General features: G+C 45.6%; 10 protein-coding genes and 2 pseudogenes. 4 read left to right on the forward strand and 8 right to left on the reverse strand.

The window, feature by feature from the left end:
• Positions 1-241: 241 nt before the first annotated feature.
• Both QUB24_RS16590 and rpsT read right to left on the reverse strand, forming a co-directional pair.
• Entirely contained in the window at positions 242-1021 is a 780-nt protein-coding gene (locus QUB24_RS16590) for a TatD family hydrolase (protein WP_333154266.1), read from the reverse strand.
• 361 nt (positions 1022-1382) lie between these two features.
• Positions 1383-1685 (reverse strand): 30S ribosomal protein S20, encoded by a 303-nt coding sequence (gene rpsT / locus QUB24_RS16595; RefSeq protein ID WP_333066838.1) that lies wholly within the window; start codon positions 1683-1685, stop codon positions 1383-1385.
• Positions 1686-2578: 893 nt separating this feature from the next.
• On the opposite strand from rpsT, the gene hisD reads away from it, so the two are divergent.
• Both hisD and QUB24_RS16605 read left to right on the forward strand, forming a co-directional pair.
• Positions 2579-3892 (forward strand): histidinol dehydrogenase, encoded by a 1314-nt coding sequence (hisD, locus tag QUB24_RS16600; protein WP_333041543.1) that lies wholly within the window; start codon positions 2579-2581, stop codon positions 3890-3892.
• 324 nt (positions 3893-4216) lie between these two features.
• Positions 4217-4645, forward strand: coding sequence for a universal stress protein (locus QUB24_RS16605; protein ID WP_333154268.1), 429 nt, complete (start codon positions 4217-4219; stop codon positions 4643-4645).
• A gap of 36 nt (positions 4646-4681) precedes the next feature.
• Here QUB24_RS16605 and QUB24_RS16610 read toward each other — a convergent pair whose 3' ends face one another.
• Positions 4682-4849 (reverse strand): hypothetical protein, encoded by a 168-nt coding sequence (locus QUB24_RS16610; protein ID WP_333154270.1) that lies wholly within the window; start codon positions 4847-4849, stop codon positions 4682-4684.
• A gap of 304 nt (positions 4850-5153) precedes the next feature.
• On the opposite strand from QUB24_RS16610, the gene QUB24_RS16615 reads away from it, so the two are divergent.
• Positions 5154-7193 (forward strand): ATP-binding protein, encoded by a 2040-nt coding sequence (locus QUB24_RS16615; protein WP_333154271.1) that lies wholly within the window; start codon positions 5154-5156, stop codon positions 7191-7193.
• A gap of 425 nt (positions 7194-7618) precedes the next feature.
• On the opposite strand, the gene QUB24_RS16620 is transcribed toward QUB24_RS16615, so the two are convergent.
• The 5 genes and pseudogenes from QUB24_RS16620 to QUB24_RS16640 all read right to left on the reverse strand — a co-directional run.
• Positions 7619-8953, reverse strand: a complete 1335-nt coding sequence (locus QUB24_RS16620) for a carbamoylphosphate synthase large subunit (protein WP_333154273.1) — start codon at positions 8951-8953, stop codon at positions 7619-7621.
• A 142-nt stretch (positions 8954-9095) separates the two neighbouring features.
• Positions 9096-9989, reverse strand: coding sequence for an isoaspartyl peptidase/L-asparaginase family protein (locus QUB24_RS16625; RefSeq protein ID WP_333154274.1), 894 nt, complete (start codon positions 9987-9989; stop codon positions 9096-9098).
• Between the two features lie 372 nt (positions 9990-10361).
• Positions 10362-10556, reverse strand: a pseudogene (locus tag QUB24_RS16630) (hypothetical protein); the annotation flags it as partial.
• Between the two features lie 132 nt (positions 10557-10688).
• Positions 10689-12416: an adenylate/guanylate cyclase domain-containing protein gene (locus QUB24_RS16635; protein WP_333154275.1), complete on the reverse strand. Its 1728-nt coding sequence runs from the start codon at positions 12414-12416 to the stop codon at positions 10689-10691.
• A gap of 18 nt (positions 12417-12434) precedes the next feature.
• Positions 12435-16433 (reverse strand): annotated as a pseudogene (locus QUB24_RS16640) (ATP-binding protein); the annotation flags it as partial.
• A 536-nt stretch (positions 16434-16969) separates the two neighbouring features.
• Here QUB24_RS16640 and QUB24_RS16650 point away from each other — a divergent pair.
• Entirely contained in the window at positions 16970-17782 is an 813-nt protein-coding gene (locus QUB24_RS16650) for a reverse transcriptase N-terminal domain-containing protein (RefSeq protein ID WP_333154277.1), read from the forward strand.
• Positions 17783-17832: the final 50 nt, after the last annotated feature.

The following is a 17832-nucleotide window of genomic DNA, read 5'->3' on the forward strand; positions in this document are numbered from 1 at the left end:
AGTTTAGCGTACTCGCGTTGTGTTGGTAGTTCCTGGGCGACATCGCAGTCGCGGATACTAAGCCAACGCCCGATCGCTCAGTTCTTTTTATTATAGGACGCAAATCCGATCGCAACAGGCAACGCCAAAAGAATCTCCAATAAAGGATGAATCCGGTTTTTTTAGCAGGATAGAAATGGGATTGTCCCGATCGCTGGCTCCTAAATCAACCTGTTTTCCTCGTTTCTGTGCTCTGCTATAACTAAACAGAAAAGCCGAATAGCTGACAGGCATTTTCGGTTGTCTGCTGGGACAGAGTTAAGAGAGAAACTCCTCTCAATTTAGCAACTTGCTCGGCTACGTAGTAGACGTAGGCTGGTTCGTTGCGTTTTCCCCGCTGGGGTACGGGGGCGAGAAAAGGGCAATCTGTCTCGACTAGGATGCGATCGCTATTTACCATACAAGCTGATTCTTGTATTTGCAAGGCTTTTTTAAAGGTGACTGTTCCGCTAAAACTAATGTAGAAACCTAGGTCTAAAAACCACTGGGTTTCTTCGGGTGTGCCTCCCCAGCAGTGCATTACCCCGCGCACAGGCCCGCGTGTTTGCCAAAAGTTCCTCAGCATTTCGGCCATTGGGGCGGCGGCGTCGCGACAGTGGATAATGACTGGTTTGTCAAGTTCCTGGGCGATTTCAAGCTGTGCCTCAAACACTTTAAACTGGTGTTCTCGATCGTCAGCTTTATAAAAGTCCAGTCCGGTTTCGCCGATCGCCACTACCCTAGAGTCCGAACTTGCTAATTCCCTAATCTGGCTTGCAGTCTCGTCTTTCCACTTGTCGGCATCTAGGGGGTGGAGTCCAACCGCAAAAGACACTTCTGCAAACTGGTTGGCGATTGCTTGAATGCCGGCAAACTCTTCTGGCTCTACACAAGAATGAACCAGCCGAACTACACCAGCTTCGCGCCAGCGTTCTCGAATGGCTTCTAACTCAGATTTGTAGGTCTCAAAGTTGATATGAACGTGAGTGTCGATGAGCTGCATGGGGGAAGCAGATTAGAGGTGATACGGGAGAGTCTTGGTGGGATAGGGCGAGGGGGGAGTGAGAGAGTCTGGGAGTGGGAGTGGCAGAGAGTGTGCGGGAAAAATCTTCCGTCTTCTTTCTTCCTTCTTCCTGCTTCACGCTTGACAATCAAGCATCCAGGATACCCGCCACGTGATTCATCCGTCCAGAAATAAAAAACCTGTATCCGATGAAACTTGCCGAACGTATTTATCCGTGGGGTCAATGCTTCAATCGAAAATCGAAAATCGAAAATCGAAAATCGAAAATCGATTGACTTCTTCCCTCAACATCCATCCCTTCAATCTTGTACACTGCTTCGTTGCCGAACTTTCTGCTTCCTTAAGACGCTACCGAGGATGTTTCGTGTGGCTTGAGGGTTCTTGCCAAGCGGGACTTTTTGCGAGCGCCGTTGTTGCGGTGGAGTACACCTTTTTTGACAGCTTTGTCAATTTTGCTGTATGCCTCAGACATTCGCTGCTGGACTTCTTGCATTAATTCCGGGCTCGGAGCTGCTGCGTACTTGTCTACGGCAGCGAAATACTTCTTCATCAAAGTTTTGACCGCTGACTTGTAAGATTTGTTGTACAAGCGGTTACGTTCGGCGATTTTGACTCGTTTGACGGCGGACTTAATATTTGCCATAGTTCAGTTGCTGGAAGTAGGTATTCATTGATACACCCTAGTCTCAAGAGAGTCCCAAGACACGGGGATTTTGAAGGACAACCTTTTCGGGATCGATCCGCAAAAAGCTTGATTTTTAATGGCGGAGTGAGACAGCCACTCTCCATTGGCTCAGATTGAGCTGAGTCTGTGGCTACTTTTTGGCGACGCCCGCGCAATAATTTTTTATTGACTCATTTAACTGCCTGTTATTTACCCCTGACAATACCCAAAGGTATGACACGGATGTTAAGGAGGCGTTTTGCGGTGTTTCCACCGTCACGAGTTAAAGTCACGGTTTCTTGCGCGCAATTTTCAAGTATACAATAATTTGGCGTTTTTTTATAAAAAATTTATCAGGTGTGGGAAAAACTAATATAGCACCTATTTTGCTTAAAATCCAATTCTCTGAAAAATCCAAGTTAAGCTATAACAAAGAATACGGGTTATTTGGGCTTCGGCAAGAAGCACTTACCGAAGGTAGAAGGTAAAAAGCTGAAGGTAGAAGGTAGAAGGTAGAAGACAGCCGGATCAGAAGGTAGAAGGTAGAAGGCAGAATCAAAATTCTCCCGATCGAACACTCTCCCTCTCGGATATTATCGGGGTCGGACACTCTCCCCCTCTGCGTTCCCACCCTCTCCCTCCGCAACCGGTTCTCTGGCGGGCAATTCAAGAGAGAAGGTCGTGACTTGTCCTCAGTGTTGCAAAATCCTCGACAGAGATTTAAATGCTGCACTGAAGCCTTGGAAAATGCCGCGACTCTCGCGGTTTAAGCTTGTGGACTGGTGGTGGCCTACTTCTCTAGGAGATCGCCACAAAAATCCCCAATTGTCAAGCAAATGTTAGTGAAGTTATAGACGGCATTCCTAATCTCCATGCTGCGAATCATTACTCAGTGGGTTGAGGCACAAGCTGAACTGCGACGGATCTGCGATCGCACCCATGACGAACTTGTCGTTCACAAAGAAGCCACCGTGCGGGAGGTGCTGCAAGCTGTAAGGCGCAGAGGCGATCAGGCTGTGCTGCACTACACTGCTGAATTTGACCGCATGACCCTAAATGTGGAAGATTTACGGGTGAGTGGCGCCGAATTGGATGCTGCTTACCAACAGGTGTCGAAAGAATTATTAAATGCAATCCGGCTGGCTTGCAAACAGGTAGAGGCGTTTCACCGACAGCGCGTACCCAAGTCTTGGGTGCAGTTTGGCGATGACGAGATTGTTTTGGGCAAGCGCTACACGCCGGTCGATCGAGCGGGAATCTACATTCCTGGCGGCCAGGCTTCCTATCCAAGCTCGGTGATCATGAATGCGGTTCCTGCGAAGGTCGCCAAGGTGCCGAGACTGGTGATGTGTACTCCCCCCGGACAGGAGAAGAAAATGAATCCTGCGGTGCTGGTAGCGGCTCAGGAAGCGGGAGTTGATGAGATTTATCGGGTAGGCGGGGCGCAGGCGATCGCGGCTTTGGCTTACGGTACGGAAACTATTCCGAAGGTGGATTTAATTACTGGGCCGGGGAATATTTACGTCACCCTCGCTAAAAAACTGGTTTACGGGACTGTGGGGATCGATTCTCTGGCTGGCCCGTCGGAAGTGCTGATTATTGCGGATGGTTCGGCGAATCCTGTACACGTGGCTGCGGATATGTTGGCTCAAGCTGAGCACGATTCGATGGCGTCGGCAATTCTGCTGACGGCGGATTCGGTGCTGGCTAGGAAGGTGGTAGCTGAGGTAGACAGACAGTTGGCAAATCACCCGCGCCGAACTTTAACAGAAAAGGCGATCGCCAACTATGGTTTAGTCGTGGTAGTTGACTCGCTCAAAGCGGCGGCGGAACTCTCTAACGAGTTTGCGCCCGAACACTTGGAATTGCAAGTTGCAGATCCTTGGGCTTTGCTCGACCAAATTCGCCACGCTGGGGCGATTTTCTTGGGCTGCTCGACGCCGGAAGCTGTAGGTGATTATTTGGCAGGCCCGAATCACACTTTGCCGACTTCTGGGGCTCCGCGCTATGCGTCGCCGCTGGGTGTCGAAACTTTTATGAAGCATTCGAGTTTGATTCAATATTCGCCGGCTGCACTTAAGAAGGTGAGTAGGGCGATTAATGTATTGGCCGAAGCAGAGGGGCTTCCTTCTCACGCTGATTCGGTGCGGCTGCGGACTGAAAATGAGGGAAAGGGTGAGTTTTAGATGGTAAATTTGAGATGGGCGATCGGCAAAATACATAGGTAGTCAAAAGCGAGTGAAATGCAGTGAAAGGAAGCAATTCTCTTGCGATTATGGTAGCTTTACATTCTGTGACAAGCGGCCCAGTTTATTTGCACCTACTTACTTACGCACTGCGGGTTTAAGAAACCCGGTTTCTTCAAGAATCTTGCTTAAATGACGCAATTATGTTAAGAAACCGGGTTTCTGGGTAGGTAATAATGATGTTGGTGGGAAGCGCGAAATTGTCGAAAGTAGGCGACAATCAACGAAAAATTTAAAGTCTAAATATCTGAAATTTAAAGGTGCATGGTATTGAATACTGTTTTGGTAGCGATCGACAATTCAGAGTTAGCGACTCAGGTATTGCAAGTTGTAGGACAATTTCAGCTAGAACCGACGGCAAAGGTGATTCTAGTTCATGTTGTCAGTTCTGGTAGGTCGGATTTTGACGCGGTTGTCGATCGACCTCACGCTCAAGGAGATGAGATTGCTTACCGAGAGGTAGAGAAGTTGCTGCAATCTTATCAGGAAAAGTTGCCTTGCCAGAGCGAATTGGAGATTGTTTCGGGACAACCTGCAGAAGAAATTGTGCGTTTAGCTCATATCTATAAGGCGGATTTAATTGCGATCGGCTGTCGGGGTTTGACTGGTTTAAAGCGGATTTTGGAGGGTTCGGTGAGTGCGGATGTTGTGGCTGAGGCTCCTTGTTCGGTGTTGGTGGTGCGGGCGAAGTAAGTAGGCTGGTAAATGCGATCAACTATTGCATTTACATCAACCAAGATAGCTATTAATACCAAATCCGGGTATCGTACCCCCTTGATGTTTAGTAAAAGTAGGGTGCGTCGCCACGAACAATTCTTGCTGCCCAGAAAGCGATCGATCGACGCACCATACCATAGGATAAAGGGGATGAGCAACCCGGATTTTGTATAAGATCATTTGTTAGTAGAATGTAAAAATTAACGCTGTATCAAATATATGCTATTTTGTCAATTTACCGACCAACGGACAAATAAAAAACTTCCAGTAAGCGATCGCTTTTAACCGCAGAGTAACGGGGCTACAAAAAGGGCGATTCACGATCGGGATAGCTCCGCTTCAGGCTCATTTGATGAATTGATATTATGATAGACAAAGAACCAATGGCTAAGCATTATCATCTATGCCTCCAACTGCGAAGTGCCTAAAAATTCCTCTGCGCGGTGTTCTTGTTGTTCCATTTGTTCTACAAATCTTTACAGCAGTGAGCTTAACAGGTTGGCTTTCCTTACGCAATGGACAAAAAGCGGTTAACGATGTGGCGGCTCAACTTCGTCAGGAACTAATAGCACGCATTGAAGGAGAACTCAAGCAATATATCAACAAACCTCATGATATCAATCGTGTGAATTCAGTCGCTTTTGCACAGGGCCACATGGACATGGTGAATGGCCGCAACGCTAAGCAATTTTTAACCCAAGTGCAAATTTCCCCTTTTGTTTTTTCATCCTATTGTGGCGATGCTCAAGGATATTATCTGGGTGCGACTCGTCGAGAGTCAAAAATCGCGATGACTGCGAGTAATCAAGAAACAAACTATCATTTTTATTTTTATGAAATGGATAATTGGGGCGATCGGCGAAAATTCCTAGAACAGGTAAACTCTTCTTACGATCCTCGCCAACGCCCCTGGTATCTTTCTGCTGTGAAAGCAGGGAGACCTACTTGGAGCAATATTTTTGTGAATATTGTCAACAATGGTAAGCCTGCAATTACTGCCAGCGAACCTGTCTATGACCCAGAAGGTAAACTTGTGGGTGTCTGTGCCACTCTTGTTGTCCTCTCAGAAAATTTAAGGGAATTTCTGGGAAGTTTGTCTATTGGTAAAACAGGTAAGGCTTTTGTGATGGAGCGATCGGGTTCAATGATTTCTAGTTCCACAAAAGAGCCACTAATCAAAGGACAAGGTAAAGCTCAGAAGATGATTTACGCTGTGGAAAGTAGCGAACCCTTTGTGCGGGAGACAGCTAAATACTTGCAGAAATATTTTGGTAACTTTGACCAAATTCATAAATCAGAACAGTTAGAATTTACCCTCAAAAGTGAGCGGCAGTTTGTTCAGTTGCTACCGCTGAATGATGGTAGAGGCATCGATTGGCTAATTGTAGTCGTCGTGCCTGAATCTGATTTTATGGAGCAAATAAATTATAATAGAACTACGACGATTATCCTGTGTCTATTATCACTGGTAATCGCAACAGGATTAGCAATTATCACTTCACAATGGATAGCTAAACCTATTCGGCGATTGAGTCAAGCCAGTCAGGCGATCGCCAGTGGAAATTTCGAGCAAAATGTGCCCGACACTCTCGTAGAGGAATTGGTAACTTTATCAGTATCTTTTAATCAAATGAGTCACGAATTAAAGAACTCTTACCACACCCTTGAACAAAAAGTAGAAGAACGCACTCAAGAACTACGGGAGACTCAAGCCCAACTCATCCAAAGTGAGAAAATGTCATCTCTGGGGCAACTGGTAGCCGGGATTGCCCATGAAGTGAATAATCCCGCGAATTTTATTCACGGTAATTTATCTCATCTTAGCCAATATACCCAAGATTTACTAGAGCTACTACAGCTTTATCAAAAGTATTATCCCCAGCCGGTATCGGAGATTCAAGCCAAGTCGGAAGATATTGAGATCGAATTTTTGAGCGAAGACTTATCAAAACTGCTCAAGTCTATGAAAGTAGGTTCTGAACGTATCCGCGATATTGTTAAATCTCTACGGAATTTTTCTCGATTGGACGAAGCAGATTTCAAAGCTGTCGATATCCATGAAGGCATTGAAAGCACCCTGATGATTCTGCAAAATCGTCTCAAGCCCAGACACACACATCCAGAGATTGAAGTGATCAAAGAGTACGGTAATCTGCCGCAGATCGAATGTTATGCAGGACAGCTTAACCAGGTATTTATGAATATTCTGACAAATGCTCTGGATGCTTTAGATGAGCATCGGGTGGAGAAAAAGACAATTCGGATTAGTACGAGTCTGTATAACTCAGAATTGGTCAGAATTTGTATTGCTGATAATGGGTGTGGCATCACAGAGGAAGTCAAAAAACGGCTATTTGACCCATTTTTTACCACCAAACCGGTAGGAAAAGGTACGGGAATGGGGATGTCTATTAGTTATCAAATTGTGATCCAAAAGCATAAAGGGAAACTGTGGTGTACATCAGAACCCGGAGAAAGAACAGAGTTTTGGATCGAAATTCCCCTAAATCAAAGTGTTATTTAGTTGAGGATATTCGCGAACTGTGGCATTATGTTGCCGAACCCCATGAATCGGGTCAATCGATTTTAGATTTTAGATTTTAGATTTTAGATTGAAGCATGGACCCCACGGATAAATTCGGGGGCAAGTTTATCGGATAAGGTGTCGCGCATTTAAATTGTAGGTTCAGGGCGGGCGGGACGCCCAACCCCTACTCCCCACAATAGTTTGATTATTTTTTGACATACAATTTAAATGCAGAACAGCTTACAGGTTTTTTATTTCTCCACGGATGAATCCGGGGGCTTGTATCCTGGATGCTTTCGGTCACTTCAAAGCTGTGGAACCTTCTATTTTGATTTTTGATGGCCCGTTTCCCGATATCACCGAACCCTGGGCGCGAGATGAGGGGGAAAACCCCATAACCGCTGCAATCGGTAGAGTAGATATCAACCAACTTGCTGCAATCCCTTACTGTGCAAATTCTGCTCGATGTGGTGCATTTCCTTCATATCCTCACCCGCAACTATCCCGTAAATTTCTGTGTAGATTTTCCCGTATTTAACCTTCTCTAAAGCTGACAAAATTATCAAGTCCTTGCGATCGAGTTCTGGTTTCAGAGTGACAAGAATGGATTCCAAAGTCCCATCCATTCGGCAGTCACTGGAATATTTAGCCACCTCCTTTCCCCGCCCCAGTAAGGTATGGCGCTGTAAGCAAAGCGGAGTCGAGCCATTAACTCGGAAATTGGCATCAATAGCATACAACTGTCCCTGTGAGTCTTCCAGCACGTCGAAGCCAATAACGCCGAAATAACCCTGTTGGTGAGCATATTTACCAATAGCGGCAATCATCTCAAAAAACCTACTCATGTCGGTTTCGCGGTAGTGAATCAGTCCCCCTAAATAGTTGCCCTCTGGAGTGACAAGTTGGCTGGTAGTGCCGATAAGCGTGATGTTTCCCGTTTTGCTTACATAGAACTGCACGCAATAGTTCTGGACTTCATTCTTGACGAATTCCGAGACAATAATCGTATCCAGCAACTTAATATCGAGATATTTCCTCACTTCCTGCAAGCAGTAGTTCAGATCGCTGGCGCTTTTGATAATATAAGTGCCTTCTCCAGAAAGTCCGTGAGATGTTTTAATCAAGTAGGGGAATTGCTCTGGTAACTGAATGCTTTCGAGATTGACTTCGTGCAGATTGTAGGTTTCGTATTTCGGACATTGCACGCCTAATTCTGCTAGCGTTGCTTTGCTGAGCAAGTGGTAGTGGATGTCGGGATGAACGGCGTGTTTTTCGGGTTTGAGATTGTCGAAGGGAAATAGAGTGAGGAGTTTGTCAAAGCGATCGCTTATGCTGAGATCTTCGAGATAAGTTGAGCAGTCTATCATCTCCATACTGCTGTTGCTGAAGCCCAAATGCTCCCGCCAATAGTCAATCAGCGAGTTCGGCGGCTCATTAATTACAATCCCTGGGATGGCATCGCCTAACACAGCCAGATTTTTCCAAGGTTCCTTCTGACCAATCTTGTCGAAAGAAGTTTTAGTGGCTTCACTGCTACCGTCTTGAATAAAGTATTTTTCCCTGTTGGGGTAAGCAGCCCAACTGGCAGTTGCAGGGTAATTTAGGATGAACGCATAACGTGCATCTGTGATGTCTGGAGCAAATAAATCGGAAAGAGAATTGCCTTGAAAGTAAGGAAAGTCGTATGTTGAGTTCATAGAAACGTCCAAGTCGAGTTTGAATTGAATTGTTTTCTCTGCCACTAAGTAGCTTGACATAATTAAAAGTAGGGTGGGCAATGCCCGCCCTACAAATTGAAAAAATGTTTATTGATGTCCAGCTACTTAATACCTAGGAAACAAGATATTAGTTGCGGCATTTTAACTCTCTCCAACTAGAGAGAATGCAGCCTCAATAATTTCAGTGATGGACGAGTTGTTTTTTCTTAGTGAACACAGCCACCTTGTCCATTTCTTCGGTTCTATAAGCACAAGCCATGTCCGTTGAATTATGCGCCCAGCCAACCCGCCCTTGAGGGTCTATGAGGATACACCCAGCTTCTCCTGCCACCTTAGATGCCAGAGTCTCAATTGCCATCTTCGCTGCTTCGTCTGGGTGCTTGCCGGAGGCGAGAAAGTCGATCGCCCTCTTAGCTAGAACTACTGGCATAATGGACTCGCCATCGCCTGTGGTCGAGCAACCGCCCTGTTCATTTTCAGCAAATAAGCCTGAGCCAATAATGGCGCTGTCGCCGACCCGACCGGCGGGCTTATTCATAGTGCCGCCTGTTGAGGTACCGGCAACTAAGATGCCACTACTATCCAAAGCTACACAACCAACGGTATTGGGGCGGTCAATAACTTCTTTTTCCTCCTCCCACTCTTCCTGTTGCTCATCTGCGATTAAGTCTTCTTTTGTACACATCTCGGCTCCACTTTCTGCAGCAAACTTTTCTGCGTGATCCGCTACTAAGAACATGGGTTTTTTATCCATAATCTTTCGCGCCACAGAGATGGGATGGCGCACGCCTTGAACATTTGCGAGGGCTCCCCAAGCTAATGAACCGCCTTCCATGATCGCTGCGTCTAGCTCTACCTCTCCCTGGTTGTTGAGAACCGATCCAAAGCCTGCGTTAAATGTCTGGTCAGCTTCCAGAACCCGGATAGCTGCCTCAACTGCTTCTGCCGCTGTACCCCCACTTGCCAGCACGGCCCAACCAGCTTCTGCTGCTGCGGTACAACCTGCATTGTTGGCTGCAACCTTCTCTTCTGTGATGGTTTTTGCTCCACCGTGAACAATAATACTCAATACCATAAATTTCCTTTTTTTTATCTTAAGCTCTACTTAAAAATTACTTATATCAATCAATTTTTAAGTAGTTTATTTGATGCTAGTTATATAGGCTAGCTGTGTTTAATTTAGGATTCGTCTATCTTCAGATATAATTATTTTGGTCGATATTTGTATTCCTGCCGACCTAGCTATTTACGAAGTGTTAATATATATGTTGCCAAAGTTAGGTCAATAGTTTGAGGAAATTTAGCATCGAGTTAGTTAAGGAAATTGAAAGATTTAGGGAGTAAAAAGGGGGTAAAATTTAAGGCGATGCACTACACATTAACAGGCAAAATTGGTAAACGTGAAGAATGAGACTTTGAGAGAAAATAAGTGCGATCGGGCTTCACATCACTCTGAGCCTTTATGCTTACCCGCCAAAAACTCCCGCAGTCGCAGTAAACTAGCGGTTTGCTCCAAATTCAGCGCTAGCAACGACACTCCCTCCAACCGAGACTGCACCCAACCGTCGCCCCAATACCACTCGTGAAATCCGTCAATTTCCAGGCTCAAGAACAGCCGCAGACAATTCTGCTCAGCAATATCCCGGTGGGGCGATTACCCTGTGCATGGTCAATGAATTTGACTTGCCGCAAAGTATTGTTGACCGCCAAGTCAGAAAAATGAAAATGAGCTCCCCCTCCAACAATGTAGCGATCGAGTTTGGGACTTTTATGATTAATGTAAATTGTGTGGCCTGTCTTTGATTTTTGTGCGATTTCTTAAAGTAGACTGACAGCGTTCCCAATAAATTTTAGCGACGGCATCGCCCTGATTCTGACGCCAACACTCGGCAAACAGCCGCCCCGCTTTAGCTAACTTCCCTTCCGAGTAAATTTCCAAAGCTTCGGCAAACAATTGCAGCGTAGCTAACTTGCCCTCTTTAATTTGTGGCGGATCAGCATCAAATACCTCATAAACTGTTACTGATTCAGATTTTCCCTTGACTTTTACCGTATCGAGGGTGCGGATTGCGTACTGGGAGGGATTTTGTAAACGCGAGTAAGTTTCCTGGGTGATTAATAGCGACACCCCATAATTTTTCGTCAAACTTTCCACGCGAGAAGCTAAATTCACCGCATCGCTGATTACCGTCCCGTCCATGCGATTTTGACCGCCCACCGTTCCCAGCATCAAAGTTCCAGTATTGATGCCAATCCCAATCTGAATCGGCGCACAGCCAAAATTAGCGCGATTTTCATTGTATTCAACCAGACAGTGCAGCATAGCAATTCCGGCTTTCACCGCATTATTCGCCTCGCCGCTAAACAGCGCCATAATCGCATCGCCAATATATTTATCAATAAACCCGTTATTTTCATTAATAACGGGTTCCATGCGAGAAAGATAGGAATTAATAAATCGGAAATTATCCTTCGGCGTCATAGTTTCCGAAAGCGTGGTGAAGTCGCGAATGTCGGAAAACAACACCGACATTTCTAACTGCACTTGGTCGCCCAATTCCACATCAATAATGCTTGATTTATCTAAAAACTGGAGGAACTGATTGGGAACGAAGCGCTCGTAAGCTTGGTTGAGTAGAAACAGTTCAGCGGTAAATCTGATTCGCTCTGTTTCGGCTTTTTTACGCTCCGTGATATCTTGAAAGGCTACAATTGCATAAGCAATGTTGTCCTTTTCATCATAGATGGGAGTACCCCAACCCTCGATCGGAATAATCTTGTCGCCTTGGTGAATTTCCATATCGTCAGCGGTGGCACTTTCGCCCCTCAACGCTCGCACAATCGGCAAGTCAGCAAAGGGATATTCCTGCTCGGTTCCAGCTTGATAGATTTGATAAACGTCTGGTATTTGCTCGCTGGTAACTTGAGGAATAACTCCTTTACCTAATAATTGAATAGCAACGCGATTACTATAGTAAGGTTTGCCAGAAGCATCCAGCACTGACACCCCCACTGGAATTGCTTCTAAAAATTGAGCGAGTCTGTTCTCACTTTCGCGTACTTCTGTATAAAGCTTAGAATTTTGGATCGAGATCGCCGCCTGTCCAGATAACACTTTTAATATTTCCACTCTTTCAGGGGTAAAAGCTCCCGCTGTCAGATTGTTTTCTAGGTAAACAATACTAATGATTTGAGATTGATTAATCAGTGGCACACATAAAATTGATTTGGGCTGATTTTTTCGGATGTAGGGGTCGTTGGTAAATTGTCCTTCTCGGACAGCATCATCTAGTACCACGCTTTCTTGAGTGCGAGCCACATAGTTGACAATTGCGGAGGAAAGCTCTTGACAGGTTTCAACGGGGATTGACTGCAACACGGTGACTTGTTCAGAGTTTATGGATCCTTCAGCTTCAATTAATAGCTTTTCCTGGTTTGATAAAAGGAGATATCCTCTTTGCGCCCCCGCATTCTCAATCAAAATTTTCATCAATTTAGACATTAACTTATCCAGCAAGATTTAGCCAGAAATTGCGATTGTTGCTTTCATTGCTGTGGTTATATCTAAGTTAGTAGCCCAACCACTGATCGTCACTTTTGCGCTAGATTTAGTGTTTTTTATACCCGGTTGAAGAGGTTTTAATAACTGGGGATATCGCCTTTCTAAATCTTTTACCTTAGCAGTAGCTCCCCATTGGATATAACAATAATACGCCTCAATCATGTAGAGTTGGGCAAATTTTTCTTTACCCCATTCTAGGTAAAATTTGGCTGCGAGTTCGTTGGCAAGGGCTTCTTCGTTGAGAAATAGATTTTCTTTAGCGAGGGAGATGGCGCGATCGTACATTTCAATCGCCTCAGCTTTATTACCCAACACCCGTTGCCGTTGGGCCTCAACTAAATACCATTTATGCAGATAATTCATCGGAGCATTTTGCGCCCATTGGTGCAGAGTGGTTTGATGGGTTTCCACCAGGGTGAGAATTTCAGCTTGCTCGGTTTCTGGCTGTATGGGGAAGAGTGCCAAGTGCGTCAGAGCTGCATAAAAATGGAAAGCGGGAACAAAAACTAATCCCGATACTGCCATTAAATACTGTTTTGCTTGGGCAATGTGAGCTAGGGCAGCCGTGTAATTGCCATAGCAGTAAGCAAGCAACAGTTTACAGATGTAAGCCATAGCGATCGCCGTTAATTCATTATCCTGATGGTGCTTAGGAATCATCACCCTTTCATCGTAGGCAGTTCCGATTAAGCAATCCGACAGAATACGGGCTTCCCTCAAGTTCAACACCATCTGCTGCTTCATATCTAAATAAACCAGAGCAGAATATTGCTTAACCTGAGCCAATGCAGCACTATAACTTGCTAGTTCTGATTCCACAGTATCTAGTTCTATTCCACCAAAAAAGTTAGAGTCAAAGTAAATATTTATGCTGTAGCCTGCGTATAGAAAGTCGCCAGTTTCCATGCCAGCCGCAAAGCCATCTTTCAGCGTCGGTATCATTGCCCTCACAGATTCTTGATGATGCTGAATCCAGCCAACAAACAAAAAGAGAATTATAGACTTGAATTCGGGCACATTGAACCGATCCGCCAAGTTCAGTGCCAATTTCCCAAAGCCATAGCCTGTTTCCACCTCTTTTAAAAAGGCACACAACACCATTCCGTGAATCGCATAACCTACCGTCGATGCCGGTGCATTCCCAAAGGAGAGCGATAAACTCACCATCGTGGAGCTAAGCAGGGGCAGCAAACCGGGCATTCCCAGGAAAATGGTTGGAAACAACATTCCTAACAGTTGGATGGCTGCCTGAGTCTGTGGATTTGTCATCACGGGCAGATCGACCAGTTCCTCAATTTTTCTGTCTTGGAGTTGGCCCGCAATGGCTTGGAGTGCTTTACCAATCAAGGCTTCATCCGGTTCAGTCGGGAGTTCAACTCCCAATTGCAAGAGTGCATCGCTTGCTACTGCGATCGCCTCCAACATTTGACTCTGGGCTGTGTGAGTAGCGATTTGAATTTCATAAATTTTAACTTTATCTAAAATCGTCTGGGCTTCTTGCAACACCATTGCTGCTATCTGTTCCATACCATCAAAGTCGCCATTCAAATAGGCAACTTCGGTAGCAGCAATATAGAGATTCAGGGTCAACTCATACTGACTTTGCCAGCAGTTGACCCTCAACAGTTTAATCCCTGTTTGTAAATAGGCTGTTGCAGCAGCGTAGGCAGTAGAATTTCTGGCTTTCTGTCCGGCTGCCAAGTTAAGTTGAGCTAATGCTTGGCGATCGCTTGGTTGGCTAATTAACTCAATTCCTCGATTCAAATGCCCAACAACATCAAAGAGTTTTTCCTCTCTTTCAATCTCTGAGTAATTTTGCTGAAGTAACTGTCCTATTTTGAGATGCGTGGCTTGTTTTTGGTTGTCGGGAATCAATGAATAAGCTGCTTGCTGAACGCGATCGTGCAGAAACTTATAAATTGGGTTAGTAACAGACTGATTCAGGGATTGAACGTCTGTTTGAATTAAGCTATAGCCTTCTGTAATCTGTAAAATGAGTCCTTCTTGTAAGGCTTTCCACAATGCTGATGCCGTTTGTTCGGATAATTCTTCACTGACTATTGCCAAGGTATCTAAATCAAACTGCGCCCCAATGCAGGCGGCAAGTTTGAGAACATCCTGAGTTTGGGCAGGCAATTTCTGCAATTGCGCCGCCATAAACTCCACCACATCCGAGGCGTGGGTAAGTCTAGCTTGAGCAATATCGCACTGCCAATGCCCTACATCCCAGTCAAAGATAATTTGACCATCTTCATACAGCGACTTGAGGAATTGAGTAGAGAAAAAGGGATTACCTTTGGTTTTTTGATAAACCAGTTCTGTCAATGGCCCGGCAAAGGATAAATTACAAATCAGTGTATCTGCTACCAACTGATTGAGATCTGCTAAACTCAACGGTTGCAGGGTAATAGTATTCACCACTGCCCCAGACTTCACAATCTCATCCACCGTCAACATAAACGGATGAGCCGGTGACACCTCATTATCCCGATAAGCACCTAACACTAACAGATGCCCCCTATCCTGCATTAACAGTTGTAGCAACTTCAGGGATGCCGAATCTGCCCACTGCAAATCGTCTAAAAACATCACTAAGGGATGTTCGGCTTGGGTAAATACTTGCACGAATTTCTGCATCAGCAGATTAAAGCGATTTTGGGCGGCACTCCCCGACAGTTCTAGTGCAGGACTTTGAGCGCCAATAATCCGTTCTAATTCAGGAATTACGTCAATCAATACTTGCCCACTCTCGCCTACTGCGGTGAGAATCAGGGTTTTCCATCTGTGTAACTGAGCGTCACTTTCTGATAATAATTGTCCCATCAATTCCCGAAATGCTTGCACAAATGCACTAAAGGGAATATTGCGTTGAAATTGGTCGTATTTGCCTTTGATAAAATAGCCACGCTGTCTGGCGATCGGCTTATGGACTTCGTTCACTACTGCGGTTTTACCAATCCCAGAAAAGCCAGCCACCAGCATCATTTCACTGCCCGATAAATGCGATCCCCCCCCGCCCAGGGCGGGCACGGGGGCACCGCCCCTACTAAGGGGGGAGTCACATGAAGCCCCATTTATTAAGGGGGGTTGGGGGGATCGTCTTGATGCAATCCGTTCAAAGGCAGCTAATAGATTATCAACTTCACTTTCCCGGCCGTATAACTTTTCGGGTATCAGGAAACGGTCTGTAATATCTCGCCTGCCCAAGTCAAATTCTTCTATGCTATCGGTTTGTTGTAATTGAAGCAGACACATTTCTAAATCATGCTTTAGCCCCCCGGCTGTTTGATAGCGGTTTTCTGCGTTCTTCGCCATCAGTTTACTGACAATTTGAGACACAATTAGGGGAATTTCTGGCTCTATTTCGTGCGGAGGAACTGGCTGTCTAGCAATGTGGCAGTGAACAAGTTCTAAAGTATCTTCAGTCTCGAAAGGTAGTTTTCCTGTCAGCAATTCGTAGAAGGTGACACCGAGGGAGTAAAAGTCAGTCCGGTAATCGAGAGTGCGATTCATTCTCCCCGTTTGTTCGGGTGAAATATAGGCTAATGTGCCTTCTAAAATGTTGGGGTTTTTCAGGGTTGGCGTTTCCCGCGTTAGCTGAGTGGAAATGCCAAAGTCAATAATTTTTAGTTGTTTAGTTTCCGGGTTGTAAACAATATTTGAGGGATTAATATCTTTGTGGATGATGTTGGCGCTGTGAATTTGCCCTAAAATTTCAGTTGTGGCGATCGCAATTTGTAAAAATTCCTCCAGAGTAAACGAGCGCTGCTGCATCCAAATTGTCAAGGATTCCCCGCCAAAGTCCTCAACAAACATCACGAGGCTGTTTTGGTATTTTTGCAAGTCATAGACTCGCACGACTCCCGCCTCTTTCAACTCTTGGGTGATGCGGTATTCGGTGCGGTAGCGCACCAATTCTTGAGGTGTGGGGTAGCTTTCTTTGAGGAGTTTGAGGAGTGCGATTCGTTGAAACGTGAATCACGGTAATCAGTCCGTACATAGCGTTTCCAGCCACAAGGCTGAACTCTCGGTCTGATAAGGGTGCAAGCCCCTTCTGCCAGACTCAGGCATGACTCCCTATCTGCCCACACCGACCAAGCTCGATTCTTGGAGAGTGAAGCTGGGAACAGGACGCAATCAGACATCTAATGTGAGGTGACACTGGCGTTAACGGGGAATTCCAACGGTGAAACAGAGCCTAGAAAAGTAACTTAACTCAGAGCGGGACACAGACCATTAATCCCGACTCCACTGGAATTTATTCCCGCCGAATGTTCGTCAAATATCGGCAAGAGTCCAGGGAATCCAGTAGTTAAAGTGGCTCCACCTAAAGGAACAATCAATCTAACCGAGGGAACGAAGAAAAACGAACTAAGGGTCTAGGGGAAGTCGAACCCCAAAGTAGGCTAGACGAGCAGCGGAACTCCCTTAGTTCGGGTAGGACAGACCGTAACTGGTCTGAGGTGTTCAGAATACACAAACCAGAGCAGAGCATGATTAGACACAACAGCAATGTTAGTGAATCTTGGAAAACGTTACCGTGGAAGAAATTCCGCCGTAATTTATTCCGCCTACAAAAGCGCGTGTATAAAGCGATTCAGGTTGGAGACAAGCCGAAAGCGAAGTCCCTTCAAAAGCTAATTCTGAAATCTCGGGCTGCAAGAATGTTGGCGATACGTCAAGTAACTCAACTAAATGCTGGCAAAAAAACTGCGGGAATCGATAAAAAAGCCTCACTCACATTTGAGGAAAGGTTTGCCCTGGGTGAAGAACTCAGAGCCAAAAGTAACAACTGGAAACACCAGAAATTACGTTCAATACCAATCCCTAAAAAGGATGGGAGTACCCGCCTCCTCAAGATACCGACTATCGCCGATAGAGCGTGGCAATGCCTCGCGAAATACACGCTAGAGCCAGCACATGAAGCAACTTTCCACGCCACGAGTTATGGATTTAGAACAGGAAGGTCGGCGCACGACGCACAAAAAATTCTGTTCAACAATCTACGCTCTTTCTGCAAGGGAATAGAAAAACGGGTTATCGAGCTCGATATCGAAAAATGCTTCGACAGGATAAGCCACACCAGCATAATGGAACGACTCATCGCCCCAAAAGGCATCAAGACCGGAATATTCCGCTGTCTAAAATCGGGAGTCAATCCAGAGTTTCCCGAACAAGGAACCCCGCAAGGGGGCGTGGTTAGTCCCTTACTCGCCAATATCGCTCTCAACGGGATTGAGGAAATACATCAATCAGTCCGTTACGCGGATGACATGGTAAGCGCGACACGATGTCGCATGTTGTGAGTGAGGAGGTGACTTCTCTAGGTTAGTGTCCAAACCTATCCTCAATCTCC

The organism is Microcoleus sp. B9-D4 (genome assembly GCF_036705105.1).
Taxonomy (GTDB): domain Bacteria; phylum Cyanobacteriota; class Cyanobacteriia; order Cyanobacteriales; family Microcoleaceae; genus Microcoleus.